The organism is Candidatus Limnocylindrales bacterium (genome assembly GCA_035626395.1).
GTDB lineage: Bacteria > Desulfobacterota > Binatia > UBA1149 > CAITLU01 > DASPNH01.
In genome coordinates this window covers 67,055-80,474 of record DASPNR010000041.1, presented here as the reverse complement: position 1 = coordinate 80,474, position 13,420 = coordinate 67,055, and the positions used below count along the sequence as shown (strand labels likewise).

Genomic DNA, 13,420 nt, shown 5'->3' with positions numbered 1-13,420 from the left:
CGGCCGTGATGCGGGTGCCGGCCAGCGGCAGGCGCACGAAGCGGCTGGAGACGTCGTCACGAATGGCAGCGGAGACCTCGATCATCGAGGCGAACATAGTACGAAAACACTGCGCCTGGCAAGTGAGCGGAAGGCTTTTTTCATGCTGTTTCCGTCATTTCTTTCGCCGCGACGTCGCCCGTGCGCATTGCGGTGATCGAGCGCAGCGTCGGCCGGCCGGCCCAGCCTCGGCAAGACCACTCTGGGAAAGCAGATTGCGGCGAAGAGGAGGGGGGCGACGCGAGGGCCCGCCGCGTGCGGCTTTTGCGGCCAGCGTCGGCGCGACGGCGACGTCGCCGCGTGCTTGCACCGACGCGGGTCGAGGTGCGTGCGGACGCGCCGATCGAGCGCGACTCGCATCTTCGTCGCGCCGCCCTACGCGTTGCTTTGGCCGCCGCGACTGCCCACAGGGCCATCCGCCTACCGAGAGGCCGGCACGCTCATTCTACGGCGCTGCCACGCGCAAGCGTCGCTGCGAGATCGAGCACGCGACTCGAGGCAGCGCCACTGCACAGTCTCCGCTCCGCAGCACGAGTGGTGGCGGACCGCGCTCCGCAGCACGTGCTGGGTCGCCCTCATGCTTCATTCACCCACGCCACCCCTATAGATCGTGCACGCGATGCGACTGGTGGAAGTATTCATCACGTGCTTCCTGGCCTGCTGCTGCGCGATCGTGTTCATGCCGATCGCCGGCTGGTACGCCCTCGCCTTCCGCGCCGAGCGCTGCGTGCTCCGCAACATGGCGCCTGCATCGAAGACGGAGCAGCTTACGGCGCATCTTGCGGTGCTGGAGTCGGCCATCGATTGCCCGGAAGCGCTCGATGTCCGCTCATACAAATGGTTCCTGCAGGCGGTCACGCTGCTCCAGTGTCAGAACACCGGCTGGCACTCGGTCACCACCATGGCCGGGCAGGAAAAGCCGCGGGTCTCACCCATCACGCGGACTGGCTGGATCCTGCACTCGGTGGTTGGCGGCGCCGAGGGCGACTGCTTCTGAGAGGGAGTCGTTTCCTCACGGCGCTCTCGCCTCCGCCTGCCGCAACGACCACCACCGCGCCGTGAGCTCGGCACACGCCGTCGTCGCGGCGGGTGCCCGACGATCGGCGGCGACTCGACCGTCCGTTCCCATTGGCCAGGATGCTGTGCCTGCCCACCCTGTTGGACACGTCCGCCAACGCGACTTGACGGAACGTTCAAAATTTTCTAAACGTTCATAACGTACAGCCTGTTGAGTGGAGGCCCTGGTGGATCGGAAGACGGCAATTTTCGTTGATGGAATCGGTGCTTCGGCGGCGACTTCCGGCGTCCTCAACGCTCTGCAGGGCCGCATCTTCGGCCTGCTCTACCTGGAGCGCGAGCCCCTGTCGCTGGAGGACATCGCGGCCAAGCTCGGCCAGAGCAAGAGCAACATCTCCATCAACATCCGCGGCCTCACCGACTGGCACCTGGTCCGCCTGGTGCGCATTCCAGGCTCGCGGCGCGATCACTATCAGGCTGCGACCGATCTGGTGCGCGTCATGCAGGAGATCATGGAGCGGCGCTTTCGCTGGAACATGCGCCAGGTGCTGACGACGATCCAGGAAACGCGCGCGATCGACGAGCCCGCAACGCCCGAGCAGGAGGCGTTCATCAAGCAGCGGCTCGACACGCTCGAGACTTTCTTTCGCATCATGGATGCGACCGCCGGGATGCTCGCACCGGGCAACCCGTTTCCTCCGCCGCTGTTCGCCGCAGCGGCAGCCACAGCAGGCGCTGCGATGACCTCGCCCGGTACGAAAGGTGCCGGCAAGGCAGCGACGGCGCCTGCAACCGCGGGTAGCGGCGGCAAATCCGCGAAGCCGCCCGCAAGGAGAACGAAGTGATGGATCCCGTCCTCAGCGTCATTCTCACCCTCTCGTTGTTCGGCATCACGCACATCGGCATGGCCAGCTCGTACGTGCGCGGCCCGCTCGTGGCACGCTTTGGGGCGTTCACGTTCACCATGCTGTTCTCGGCCGTGGCCACTGCCGGGTTCAGCCTGCTCGCCTACAACTACTCCGTCGTCAGCACACAGGGCCCCGCCGGCTTCGCCCTCGGAAGCGATGCGGTGATGCGATGGCCGCTCATCGTGCTGTCCACGCTCGGCGTGATGCTTCTTGTCGGATCGCTCTTCGATTACCCCACATCCGCCTACTACCTGAGCTCAGCTGGAACGAAGCCGGAGCCGCGCGGCCTGGAACGCATCACGCGACACCCGTTCATGGTCGGACTGGCGATGACGAACATCGCGCACGCTCTGCTGGCAACGCGCCTGACCGGAACGATCTTCTTTGCCGGCCTGTCCGCCATCGCCATCCTCGGGAGCATGCACCAGGACGCCAAGCTGCGTGCGCGCAATCCTTCCCTGCATGGGCCGTACACCGAGAAGAGCTCGCTCGTTCCGTTCGCCGCCATCCTGTCGGGCCGCAACAGGCTGGTGCTGTCGGAGTTGCGGCCTTTCGGCCTGATGCTCGGACTGCTGGCGGCGTACGGCCTGCGCCAGGCACACCCGCACATCTTCGCCGACGGCGGCATCTACGTGATCGGCGTGGTCGTGATCGGCGCGTTCCTGCTGGGCCTGCAGGACCTCCGCAAACACCTCAACCGCCGCTCCGTCGAGGAGCCGGCCACCGCACACACGGTCGCGCCGAAGGCAGGAAACTGAGATTGCCCGCTCTGAGCGCGGGCGTCGAGAGTGATGCAGCCGCAAGGCGCCGGACGAGAAGCGAACGCAGGCGGGCTGGAGGCCGCCGCCCAGAGCGACGAGTCCGGCAACGCCGCGGATGCGCCGCTGGCGACGTCCGCGCCCCGCGCGTTGGCACCGACGACACGCGACTCCTACACCCTTCGCTCATGGCAAAGCGGCACGACGCGCTGATCCCGCTCTCGCACGATCACCAGAAGGCGCTGATGCTGGCATTCCGTCTCCTGCATCCTTCGCCGCCGGGCCCCGAGACGCCGACGACGCCGGCGAGCACGCCGCAGCAGCGGCGCGAGGAGGTGCTGGCGTTCTTCGAGACTCATCTCGTCGAGCACTTCGCGATCGAGGAGGAGATCCTCTTTCCCGTGCTGCGAGCGAGCGGCGTCGGCCTCGAGCCGCTCGTCGATGAGCTGTGCGAGGACCACCGGCGGATGCGCAGCGCGCGCGACCGCGTCGCGCAGGCTGGCGATGAGGCGCAGCTATGCCGGGCGCTGGAGGATTTCGGACAGCTCCTGGAGGCGCACGTCCGGCGCGAAGAGCGCGAGATGTTCGCGGGCTTCCCGGGCGCTCTTCCCGGCGATGACGTGCGCGAGTTGCACGAACGCATTCATGCGCGGCGTCCGCCCGACGAGCCGTGGCGGCGCAGGAACGCCCCAATCAGCGTGAGGCGCCGTATTTCATGAGCTCGAGGCGGGCGACCATGCCGCGGTGGACCTCGTCGGGGCCGTCGGCAATGCGCAGGGCGCGTGCCATTCCCATCAGGCGCGAGAGCTCGGCATCGGCAACGCCTTCGCCGCCGTGGATCTGGATGGCCGCGTCGGTGACCATCTGCAGCACGTTGGGCGCCACGACCTTGATCGCGGAGATGTCGGTCAGCGCGCCCATGGTACCAACGGTGTCCAGGGCCCATGCGGCCTTCAGCGTCAGCAGCCGTGCCTGATCGATCGCGATGCGGCAGTTGGCGATGATGTCGCGATTGCCGCCGAGGTTCGCGAGCGGCTTGCCGAACGCGACGCGGCGCACCGAGCGCTCGCACAGGCGCTCCAGCGCACGCTCGGCGGCGCCGATCGCGCGCATGCAGTGATGGATGCGCCCGGGGCCGAGCCGCCCCTGCGCGATCTCGAAGCCGCGCCCGGGCCCAGCGATGAAATTGCTCTTGGGCACGCGCACGTTGTCGAACAGCACCTCACCGTGGCCGTGCGGCTCGTCGAGATGTCCGAAGACCGGCAGCATGCGAAGCACCTTCAGCCCGCGAGCGTCGGTAGGAACGATCACCATCGAATGGCGCTGGTGCCGCTCGGCGTTCGGATCGGTCACGCCCATGAAGATGAGGAACGCGCAGCGCGGGTCGCCGATGCCGCTGGTCCACCACTTCTGCCCGTTGAGCACCACCTCGTCGCCATCGATCTCGCACGTGGCCTGCATGTTGGTCGCATCGCTCGAGGCGACCGCCGGCTCCGTCATCGCAAAGCCCGATCGAATGCGGCCATCCAGCAGCGGCTTCAGCCACCGCTCCTTCTGCTCCTCGCTGCCGTAGCGCACGAGCACCTCGGCGTTGCCGGTATCCGGAGCGCTGCAGTTGAAGACCTCGGGGGCAAGGAAGCTGCGCCCGGTCGCCTCCGCCACCGGCGCATAGTCACGGTTGTCCAAACCGGCACCGTACTGGCTGTCGGGCAGGAAGAGGTTCCACAGGCCGAGCGACCGGGCCTGCGCCTTGAGCTCTTCGAGCACCGGCGGGATTCGCCACCTGGTCCAATCGTCGGTATGGGCGAGCTGGTCGATGTAGGTCTGCTCGCTGGGAACCACGCGCTCGCGCACGAAACGTTCGACCTGGGCGATGTAGTCCCTGGCCCTGGCGGAATGCTCGAAGTCCATGTCCTGCTCCTGTGCGCGACAATGCCTTGCCTGGCCGGTCCGGCGCAGCTACGGAAGCGGCACCGGCATGAAAGGCGAGCATCGCAGCAATAGGGAGGAAGGCCGATGAAAGGAAATGCGCTGGCCCTCGCCGCGAGGGCTGCGCGAGGCCGGCGACGCGCCGACGTTTTCGCGGCTTTGCTCAATGCGCCCGATGCCAGGCCGACGCCTGCCCTGGCGCGCGCGGCGACGCGACGGCGCGAGGGGCGCCCGCGCTGACATGCCGCGCAAGCTGTCCGAGGTTCGCCAGGCGCTTCGGTCGGTGTGGCCGATCCTGCGCCGTTCGATCGCCACCGGCCAGTTGTGGAACCCGCAGTGCCGGCTGACGCCGCCGCATCCGGACGTGCTGTGCGAGTACGACGTGCGCATCCCGCTCGCCGACGGTTTCCACGTCACCGCCAACGTCTTTCGCTCGCGCCGTGCGGCCGAAGCCGGCGAGCGAATGCCCGTGGTGATGTGCGCGCATCCCTACGACAACCACCTTGTTCCCGCGCTCGGCAAAACGCCGCTTGGCGGGCCGCCGCTGCAGTACCGTCTGATCCCGCAAGTCGGGCTGCCCGAGTTCTCGACGCTGACGAGCTGGGAGTCGCCCGATCCGAATTTCTGGATTCCGAGCGGCTATGCCGTCGTCAACATGAACCTGCCCGGGTTCGCCAACAGCGAAGGGCCGCCGATCGTCTTCGGAACATATCAGGCCAAATGTTTCTATGAAGCCATCGAGTGGATTGCGGCGCAGCCGTGGTGCACGGGCCGGGTTGGACTCTCGGGCGTCAGCTTCCTGGCCATCACGCAGTACCACGTGGCCGCCTGTCAGGCCTACGGCGGGCCGCCACCGTCGCTGCGATGCATCGCTCCGTGGGAAGGAGTGACCGACCTCTACCGCGACCAGCTGTGTCCGGGCGGCATCGAGGACGAAGGCTTCGCGCCGTTCTGGTGGGTGACCGAGGTCGAGAAGACGATCAACTGCTCGCCCGAAGAGTTCGAGCGGCACAACGGCTTCCTGCCGATGGACTTCCTGCGCGCGCACCCCTTCTACGACGAGTTCTGGGAACAGATGACTCCGAAGCTCGAGCAGATCACGCTGCCGATGCTGGTCTGTGCATCGTTCTCCGACCACGGCCTGCACACCGTCGGATCGTTCCGCGCGTTCGAACGCGCCAGCTCCCGGCACAAGTGGGTCTACACCCACCGCACCGGCAAGTGGGCGGCGTACTATTCGCCGGAGGTACAGCGGCTGACCCGGGATTTCATGGACTGTTTCCTGCGCGACGACACATCCAGCGGATTTCTGGATCGCGCGCCGGTGCGGCTGGAAGTGCGCTCCAGCCGCGACGTCGTCCATGCCGTGCGCGACGAGCAGGAGTGGCCGCTGGCGCGCACACGCTACACGCCGCTCCATCTCTGGGCATCGCCTCGCGAACTGGCGGTGCAACCGGCAGCGGAGGCGGGCAGCGTCGATTACCCGGCGCGTGGCGGCCGCGCCGCGTTCACGTTCCGCTTCGAACGCGACACCGAGCTGACCGGCTACATGAAGCTGCGGCTGTGGGTGGAGGCTCGCTCGGACGCGGCAGGCGCCGCCGCCTCCGACGACATGGCGATCTTCGTCGCGGTGGCCAAGCGCGACCGCAGCGGCCGGATGGTGCACTTCCACGGCTCGGTGGGCAACAGGTACGACCTCGTCAGCCGCGGGTTCTGCCGCGTCTCGCGACGAGAGCTCGATGCGGCGCGCTCGACGCCGTGGCAACCGGTGATCAGTGGCCGCTCGCACTGGCCGCTGCAGCCGGGGGAGATCGTGCCCGTCGACATCGAGATCTATCCGAGCAGCACGTTCTTCGCCGCCGGGGAATCGCTGGAGCTCATCGTCGCCGCCGACGAGATCATCCCCTCGCCGCCGTACCGCAAGAACACGTCGATGAACCGGGGCCGCCACGTCCTGCACATGGGCGGGCAATTCGACGCACATCTGCTGGTGCCGATCGTCGCCTAGGTCGCAGCTTCGTCCCCGGGTCCCGCTCCGGCGGCGCAGGCCTGTGCGCTGCCGACCGCGCGAATCGGGCCATGCCGTACCAGCGGTGAAGCGGCTGCGGTCAGGGCCATACGGCGGCCACCGCTGCCTCTTGTGTCTGGTCTTCACGGCGGCTACGAGACCCCCGTCGGCGCGCCGAAACCTCGCGCGACTTCTGGAGGAACCGGACATGAGAATTTCGCCAGCTTTCATCATGGGCCTGGCTCTTGTCGTCTCTGCATCCCCGGCACACGCACTGGATGTCGAAGGCACCTGGCAGGGCAAGCAGGTCTGCAAACTGTTCAACTCCAGTGGCCTGAAGGACGTCGACAAATTCGACGCGGCCATGGAGATCAGCCAGGAAGGCACGGTCGTCGCGGTCGACATCGACGATGGCACCTGGACCTATTCCGGCGCCGTTCTCCAGTCCGCGCAGGACGCGGACAGCGGTGAGATCGGAATGACGCTCTGCAAAGAAGGCCAGAGCGAGACCGTGCGGCTGAAGGTCAAGGGCGACAAGATGCAGGGCATCTCCATCTTCCGCACCAACTCCGAGAACGATACGTGCAAGTGGGTGTTCGAGCGCGTCAGCACCGAGGACCCGCTCGTCACGCCGTGCCCATAGCAGCAGCGGGCAGGGTCGTCGCACCACGTTTGGCGGTCGCCGCCGTCAGGCAGGAACCCGCAGCGCGAAGAGCCTCGCGGTCGAACGCGCTCAGTACCGGTTGTCGATTCCGACGATGAAGTTGATGCCCGGCTCGTTCGTTCCCGAGCCGTGGATCCGGTAGTTCTCGTCGGTGACGTTCTCGAGCGCGGCGGTCAGCCTGACGTGCTCGTTGACGTTCCAGCCCGTGTAGAACGACAGCACCTCGTACGCGGGCGTTCCCCCTGGAGGGATGCGCTGCGTGTCGGCGCGATCACCCGGCGAGAGGCGGTCGGCTTCCTGCGCGAACGTGAAGACGCCTTCGGCCCATAGCGGCAGCGCGCTCCCCTGCCATCGCAGGCCTAGCACCGTGGTGACCGGCATCAGGCGATCGAGCGGCTGCTTGGTCGCCACCGGCGCGGATGTGGCGAACTGATCCACCTCGCCGTCCATCCACGTGAACGCGCCCCACGCCCGCCACTGCTCGAGGAAGCGGTATTCGCCGGCCACCTCCACGCCCTGGATGTAGCCGTCGCCCACGTTCTGCTTGGTGACCTCGAAATCGGTGCCGACGGTGACGCCGGTGGGCGTGCGCACGATCATGTCGGTGATGTCGGTGTAGAAGTACGCGGCTTCGATTCCGAAGCCGCCGTAGGCCGCCTTGCTGCCCAGCTCGAACGACACGTACTCCTCCGGCTCCAGGCCCGGCGCCGGAATCTCCAGCTCGCCGCTGCGCGCGCTGTCCAGGCGCGTCAGGTCGGAGAGATTGGGTGCGCGAAACCCTTGCGAGACTCCGGTGTAGAAGTTCCACCGCTCCGGGATGGCCCGGAACAACAGGCGCAGGCTGCCCGTGCCCTGGCTCCAGTCATCCTCGATGGAGGTTGCAAAGCCGGTGGCGGGATCGAACACGTCATCCGACTTGACGGCCGCGTACGAGAAGCGCCCGCCGCCGATCGCGGTGAAGCGTTCGCCCAGCGGCAGCTCGTTCTGCAGATACAGTCCGAACAAATCGTAGCTGGCGTCGTCGGCGACCGGTCCCTGGATCGTGTTGGCTGTCGAGAACGAGTCGACCCAGTCGCGATAATACTCGAAGCCGTAGGACCAGTTCCCGAATGACGAGTTCGTCGACAGCGCGGCCCATAGGCCGAGCGTGTCGACGTCGAAGCCCTGCTCGCGGCGCGACAGGTTGCTGCGCACGCGGTCTTCGACCTCGGACTGGTCGTGCCAGGAAAGGCTGAGCTTCAGCGCGTCGACGAAGCCGCCCATGCTCTGGCCGCGCAGCTGCAGGTAGGTGAGATCGCGCTCCTGATCCAGATCGCGCTGCAGATCGGTGCCCGGCGTGGTGCCGGCAAAGGAGCGCGCGAAAATCGTCGAATGCGTGCGCGGCACGTTGTCCTGACGCACCGTCTGGCGTGCGGCCGTCAGGACCAGGTCGGGCGCGAAGAAGTACTCGAGCTTGACCGAGCCGCCGTAGTCGTCGTAGCCGGCGTTTCGCTGCTCGCCCTCGCCGATCTGCAGGTTGTCGAAGTCGCGGTAGCTCGAATCGAAGTAGAAGCCGGCACGCTCCCCCCACGTCGCCGAGCCTTCGCCGTGCACGGTCATCGAGCTCTCGGCGGTGGCGCCGCGGTAGTAGAGACGAAACGCTTTGCCGAGCCCCTCGCCGTAGCCGCGCGGGCCGCGCGTGAACGCCTGCACGGTGCCGCCGATGGCGTCCGACCCGTACAGGACGGAGCTCGGTCCCTTGACCAGCTCCATCCCCTCGAGCGACAGCGGGTCCACGGTGGCCCAGTACTGGTTGGCGCCTTCTCGGAACACGGAGTTGTTCAGGCGGATTCCGTCGATGAGGAAGAGCGTCCGAAAGCCGGTGAAGCCGCGCAGGAACGGCGAGCCCTGGCCGTACGCGGTCTTCTGAACCATCACGCCGGGCACGAAGCGCAGTGTCTCGGGCACGGTGCGTTCCAGGCGCCGCTCGACCTGCCGCTCGTCGATGTGCGTGGTCGAGTACGGCGTCTCCAGCTCGGCCAGCGGCGTTCGGGTGGCGGTGATGAGGATGCGACCGAGATCGGAGGACTCTTCGGCAGCATCGGCGCGCGCCATGGATGCAGGCAGCCAGAGGGTCAGCGCAAGGAGGGCAAGCACTCGCATCGGGACTCTCCCCTGTGATCGGTGGCGGCTCAGTTGCCGAGTCCGCCGGCATTGTCCAACCCATCGGCCAGCGACGGCGCGGGCGCCTTGTTTTGCCTGCGGACTCGCCATAGCGAGGCGGCGATGGTCCACCCCGACACCGAGCTGCGTCGGATCTCTCCCCGCATCGGCTTCGGCGTGGTTGCCACCGCCCGCATCCCGCGTGGCACCATCACGTGGATCCGCGATCGCCTCGATCAGACCTTCACGCCGCAGCAGGTCGCCGCGCTGCCCGAGCCCTATCAGCGAATCCTCGACAAGTACGCGTTCGTCGACGCCACCGGCAGCTCGATATTGTGCTGGGACCATTCACGGTTCTTCAACCACTCGTGCAATCCCAACTGCCTGAGCGCCGGCTACGACTTCGAGCTGGCGGTGCGCGACATCGAGCCGGGAGAGGAGCTGACCGATGATTACGCCACCCTCAACCTGACCGAGCCCTTCGAATGCCTTTGCGGCACTGCCGCCTGCCGCCAGAGAATTCTTCCCGACGACATGGAGCGGCTCGCCGATCACTGGGATCGGGTCGTGGCGGGCGCGTTCTTCCAGATCGAGTCGGTGGATCAGCCCTTGTGGTCGCTGTTCGAAGAGAAGGCCGAGGTGGAAACCGCGCTGCGCGACCCGTCGTCTTTGCGCTCGATCCGAACACACTACCTGCCGCGACGATGAGCACGCCGCCCGACAACCGCAGCAGCATCGAACGCTTCGTTCCCGGCATTCTGGTGGCGGCGTGCCTGCTGCTTGCGACGCCGCGCGCAGTCGATGCGCACCTGGCGGAATGGGTGCAGGACCCGGTGACGCTCGAGCTGCATCTGCTGGCCGAAGCCGGATACTTCCACGCCGAGAACACCGGCTTCGGTGCCGGGCGCGCAAGAGACGACAAAGAGCGGCTGGACTGGGTCGAAATGTACGCGCTGCCCTCGGGCGAGCTGACGTACCGCCTTCCGCGCGCCGGAGAGTTGTTCGGCGGCGCCAGCATCATCGGCAGCCTGAGCCGCGGCGACGCCGATCTGACAGCGTCGACGTTCGAGAGCACCGAGTATCTCGACCTCGAGCACCTCTACGTCGGCTGGCGTAGCAGCGAGGACTGGCTGGCCTCTGGATCGAACGGTCTCGAGCTGTCGGTGGGCCGTCAGGACCTGCTCATCGGAGACGGCTTTCTCATCCAGGACGGCAACGTGGATGCGCGCGACGAGGGAACCGCGCAGCTCGTCGCGCGCGATGCGTTCGCGCTGGCAGCGATCGGTCGCGCCACGTACGGCCCCTGGCACGGCGGCCTCTTCTACCTGGAGGCGGATGAAGACCACGGCCATCCGAGTGTGGCCGGAGTCAATGCCGAGTGGCGCGCGCAGCGGGCATCGGTGGGCGTCCTGTATCTGCGCGTGCTCGACGCCGATCCGCCCTTCGCGGCGCGCGACGGGCTGAATACCTGGAGCGTGCGCGGCGATGCCCACCCGCTGCCATCGCGCGATCTGCGCCTGGCATTCGAGTATGTGCATCAGCGCAACGAGCGGCGGTCATCGAAGGTGCGCGCGCACGCCGGCCACGCCGAGATCGAGTACCAGCTGTCGTGGCTGCGCTGGACGCCGTGGCTGCGCTACCGCTACGCGTGGTTCGGCGGCGATGATCCGGACACGGTCGCCTCGGAGGCATTCGACCCGCTGTTTTACGGCGACCATTTCGAGCGCGGCTGGGGAACGTGGTCGCAAGGCGAAATCGTCGGCGCCGCGTATCTGTTCAACAGCAACCAGACGGTGCATCACGTGCATCTTCACGCCGACCTGAGCGAGACCGTGGCGGCCGGCGCCATGTACTGGCACTTCGCGCTCGAGCAGCCGCGCTCGTTCTTCGCCAACTCCGGCAGCGCGCGCGCCGGCGCCTTCGCCGACGAGCTCGACGTGTACGTGGATTGGACCGTGACCGACACGGTCTCGGTCAGCCCGGTCGGTAGCATCGCCTTCCCCGCCGCCGCCGCCGAGCACGCGTTCGGCGACGACGAGCCCATCCTCTTCTTCCAGCTCTACCTCGCCCTCGCGCTTTGAATGACCGAGCTCTCGCGCTCGAGCATGGCGGCGCAGCGAGTGCACCGACCCTTTTTCAAGGGGCGGTGACCACGATTGCGGTGCAGCGCTTGCTGCTCAGTCGGCGGTAGCCGTGCGGTGCGCGCGCGTCGAGGTAGACCGAGTCGCCCTTGTCGAGACGGTGCTCGATGCCGTCGTGCCACAGCCCCAGCGTTCCTTCGATGACATACAACAGCTCGTACCCTTCATGCTGGTGCGTCGACCGCCCGGGCTCGTCCTGCGGCTCGATCTCGGCCACGTACGCGCTCATCGCACGGTCGGTGGCCGGAAAGTCCAGGCTCTCGAACCAGAAGCTCGGGCTCTTCGACCCCGACTCCTCCGGAAAGCGCATGCGCTCGCGGCGCCGCACGATCGCGCACACCGGCCGCTCCTCCTCGGGACGGAAGAAGTGATCCAGCCCGACGCTGAAGACGATGGCCACGCGCGCCAGCGTCGACAGCGTCGGCACGCTCTTGCCGGTCTCGATCTTCGAAAGCATCGCCGGCGACAGCCCCGTCAGACGACCGAGCTCGACCAGCCCGAGCGCGCGGTTGCGGCGCAGGCGGCGCACCTTCTGGCCAATGCGATAGCGTTCGAGCTCGGTGGCGAGACTGGCTTTGGGCATGCGCTGCAGGACCTCGCGGTCTTTCCTCCAGGGAAACGTTCGTTTCCCCGGACAGCCACGACTCCTAAGGCGCGTTTTCGCTCAGATCAATCGCGCTTTCGCCGCGGGTAAACCCGGCGCCCCGTCCAGCCGCGCGCCGGCGGCCAGCCCCAGCGCAGCGGCCCCTTCGCCCGCCGCCAGCTTCCTGCCGGCCACGCCGAGCTTCTGGACGAGCACGCTGCCCTCGCCCGCCGCCACCGTCACACCCTTGTCGTCCAGCGCGACCACCGTTCCGGGCGCGGCGACGGTTCCGCCTGCAGACGCGATCCGCGAACCGTACAACCGGACCTGCGCATCGCCGAAGCGGCAGTGCGCGCCCGGCGACGGGTCGCAGCCGCGGATCAGGTCGTGCAGCCTCTGCGCCGGCAGCGACCAGTCGACGCCGGCGTGCTCGTCGCGGCACAGCGGCTCGTAGGTAGCCTGCGCCTCGTCCTGTACGCGCGGCTCGGCCTTGCCCGACAGCACCAGCTCGATGCAATCGAGCGTGGCCGTGATGCCGGCTTCGAAGACGCGGCCGTAGTAGTAGGAGCCGGCCGAATCGTCGGGCCCGATTTCGATCTGGCGCTGCAGGTAGATGGGCCCCTCGTCGATGCCGTCGTCGGGGCGGAACAGGGTGACGCCGCCGATGCGCTCGCCGTTGATGAGCTGCCAGTTGATGGCCGAGCCGCCGCGATAGGCCGGCAGGAGCGAGGGGTGAAAGCAGATCGAGGCCAGACGCGGGGCGTCCAGGATCGTGCGCGGAATGATCTGCGTGACGTAGGCCAGCACGCCGAGATCGGCGGCGTCGGCGGCCACCTCCGCGGCCGCGCCGTCATCGCGATAGGAGCGCCGCTGGACCACCCTGACCGAGCGCTCCGCGGCCGCGGCCTTGAGCGGATCGGCGGGACGTCCGGGCGCGTCCGGCGGCACGCACACGGCGGTGACCTCATGCCCACGCGCCAGCACTTCCTCGAAAACCCGCTGCCCGAACTGGGCCTGCCCGAACAGGACGATTCTGGCCATGGCGCCGACCTTGGCCGATGCGCGGCGGCAGGCAAAGTGGCCTGGTGCGGAACGTTTGGCCGATTTGAACGACCGGTATCCGGGCAACTGACATTTGCGTCATAACGCATCGCATGGTACCCGCGAGCGTTTCGTGAGTCCGGTGGGGCCGGCAACTCCTGGAATAGCTCCGCCATTCTCAAACGTGTCG

At 67.4% G+C, this 13,420-nt stretch carries 12 protein-coding genes; 8 read left to right on the top strand and 4 right to left on the bottom strand.

Translation table 11 applies throughout. The features are described 5' to 3' along the window. Nucleotides 1-667: 667 nt before the first annotated feature. From VEC57_15860 to VEC57_15845, 4 genes are all read left to right on the top strand, one after another. Nucleotides 668-1,036, top strand: coding sequence for a hypothetical protein (locus tag VEC57_15860; GenBank protein ID HYC00610.1), 369 nt, complete (start codon nucleotides 668-670; stop codon nucleotides 1,034-1,036). Between the two features lie 247 nt (nucleotides 1,037-1,283). Then, the gene (locus VEC57_15855) at nucleotides 1,284-1,901 is read left to right on the top strand and encodes a MarR family transcriptional regulator (GenBank protein HYC00609.1); all 618 of its coding nucleotides are present in this window, start codon (nucleotides 1,284-1,286) and stop codon (nucleotides 1,899-1,901) included. After that, on the top strand, nucleotides 1,901-2,722 hold the full coding sequence (locus VEC57_15850) for an NnrU family protein (GenBank protein ID HYC00608.1): 822 nt from the start codon (nucleotides 1,901-1,903) through the stop codon (nucleotides 2,720-2,722). The genes VEC57_15855 and VEC57_15850 overlap by 1 nt, the downstream gene beginning before the upstream one ends. 188 nt (nucleotides 2,723-2,910) lie before the next feature. Then, nucleotides 2,911-3,441 (top strand): hemerythrin domain-containing protein, encoded by a 531-nt coding sequence (locus tag VEC57_15845; protein ID HYC00607.1) that lies wholly within the window; start codon nucleotides 2,911-2,913, stop codon nucleotides 3,439-3,441. On the opposite strand, the gene VEC57_15840 is transcribed toward VEC57_15845, so the two are convergent. Next, the gene (locus VEC57_15840; GenBank protein ID HYC00606.1) at nucleotides 3,416-4,633 is read right to left on the bottom strand and encodes an acyl-CoA dehydrogenase family protein; all 1,218 of its coding nucleotides are present in this window, start codon (nucleotides 4,631-4,633) and stop codon (nucleotides 3,416-3,418) included. The genes VEC57_15845 and VEC57_15840 overlap by 26 nt on opposite strands. A 259-nt stretch (nucleotides 4,634-4,892) precedes the next feature. Between VEC57_15840 and VEC57_15835 the strand changes: the two genes are divergently transcribed. Both VEC57_15835 and VEC57_15830 read left to right on the top strand, forming a co-directional pair. Beyond that, entirely contained in the window at nucleotides 4,893-6,659 is a 1,767-nt protein-coding gene (locus tag VEC57_15835; protein HYC00605.1) for a CocE/NonD family hydrolase, read from the top strand. Nucleotides 6,660-6,867: 208 nt separating this feature from the next. Further along, a complete protein-coding gene (locus tag VEC57_15830; GenBank protein ID HYC00604.1) occupies nucleotides 6,868-7,302 on the top strand; it encodes a hypothetical protein in 435 nt (144 codons plus the stop codon). Between the two features lie 90 nt (nucleotides 7,303-7,392). Here VEC57_15830 and VEC57_15825 read toward each other — a convergent pair whose 3' ends face one another. Further along, the gene (locus VEC57_15825; protein ID HYC00603.1) at nucleotides 7,393-9,465 is read right to left on the bottom strand and encodes a TonB-dependent receptor; all 2,073 of its coding nucleotides are present in this window, start codon (nucleotides 9,463-9,465) and stop codon (nucleotides 7,393-7,395) included. Between the two features lie 123 nt (nucleotides 9,466-9,588). On the opposite strand from VEC57_15825, the gene VEC57_15820 reads away from it, so the two are divergent. Both VEC57_15820 and VEC57_15815 read left to right on the top strand, forming a co-directional pair. After that, a complete protein-coding gene (locus tag VEC57_15820; GenBank protein HYC00602.1) occupies nucleotides 9,589-10,173 on the top strand; it encodes an SET domain-containing protein in 585 nt (194 codons plus the stop codon). Beyond that, nucleotides 10,170-11,546: a hypothetical protein gene (locus VEC57_15815; protein ID HYC00601.1), complete on the top strand. Its 1,377-nt coding sequence runs from the start codon at nucleotides 10,170-10,172 to the stop codon at nucleotides 11,544-11,546. Before VEC57_15820 ends, VEC57_15815 begins: the two co-directional genes overlap by 4 nt. Before the next feature lie 55 nt (nucleotides 11,547-11,601). Here the strand turns inward: VEC57_15815 and VEC57_15810 are convergent, their stop codons facing one another. Next, nucleotides 11,602-12,189: a cupin domain-containing protein gene (locus VEC57_15810; protein ID HYC00600.1), complete on the bottom strand. Its 588-nt coding sequence runs from the start codon at nucleotides 12,187-12,189 to the stop codon at nucleotides 11,602-11,604. Between the two features lie 81 nt (nucleotides 12,190-12,270). Next, entirely contained in the window at nucleotides 12,271-13,230 is a 960-nt protein-coding gene (locus VEC57_15805) for a methionyl-tRNA formyltransferase (protein ID HYC00599.1), read from the bottom strand. Nucleotides 13,231-13,420 lie beyond the last annotated feature (190 nt).

What these genes read in the sequence shown, in the direction of transcription:
- VEC57_15850 (HYC00608.1), top strand. Translation starts at nt 1,901, where the DNA reads ATGGATCCCGTCCTCAGCGTCATTCTCACCCTCTCGTTGTTCGGCATC.
- VEC57_15845 (HYC00607.1), top strand. Translation starts at nt 2,911, where the DNA reads ATGGCAAAGCGGCACGACGCGCTGATCCCGCTCTCGCACGATCACCAG.
- VEC57_15840 (HYC00606.1), bottom strand. Translation starts at nt 4,633, where the DNA reads ATGGACTTCGAGCATTCCGCCAGGGCCAGGGACTACATCGCCCAGGTC.
- VEC57_15835 (HYC00605.1), top strand. Translation starts at nt 4,893, where the DNA reads ATGCCGCGCAAGCTGTCCGAGGTTCGCCAGGCGCTTCGGTCGGTGTGG.
- VEC57_15830 (HYC00604.1), top strand. Translation starts at nt 6,868, where the DNA reads ATGAGAATTTCGCCAGCTTTCATCATGGGCCTGGCTCTTGTCGTCTCT.
- VEC57_15825 (HYC00603.1), bottom strand. Translation starts at nt 9,465, where the DNA reads ATGCGAGTGCTTGCCCTCCTTGCGCTGACCCTCTGGCTGCCTGCATCC.
- VEC57_15820 (HYC00602.1), top strand. Translation starts at nt 9,589, where the DNA reads ATGGTCCACCCCGACACCGAGCTGCGTCGGATCTCTCCCCGCATCGGC.
- VEC57_15815 (HYC00601.1), top strand. Translation starts at nt 10,170, where the DNA reads ATGAGCACGCCGCCCGACAACCGCAGCAGCATCGAACGCTTCGTTCCC.
- VEC57_15810 (HYC00600.1), bottom strand. Translation starts at nt 12,189, where the DNA reads ATGCCCAAAGCCAGTCTCGCCACCGAGCTCGAACGCTATCGCATTGGC.
- VEC57_15805 (HYC00599.1), bottom strand. Translation starts at nt 13,230, where the DNA reads ATGGCCAGAATCGTCCTGTTCGGGCAGGCCCAGTTCGGGCAGCGGGTT.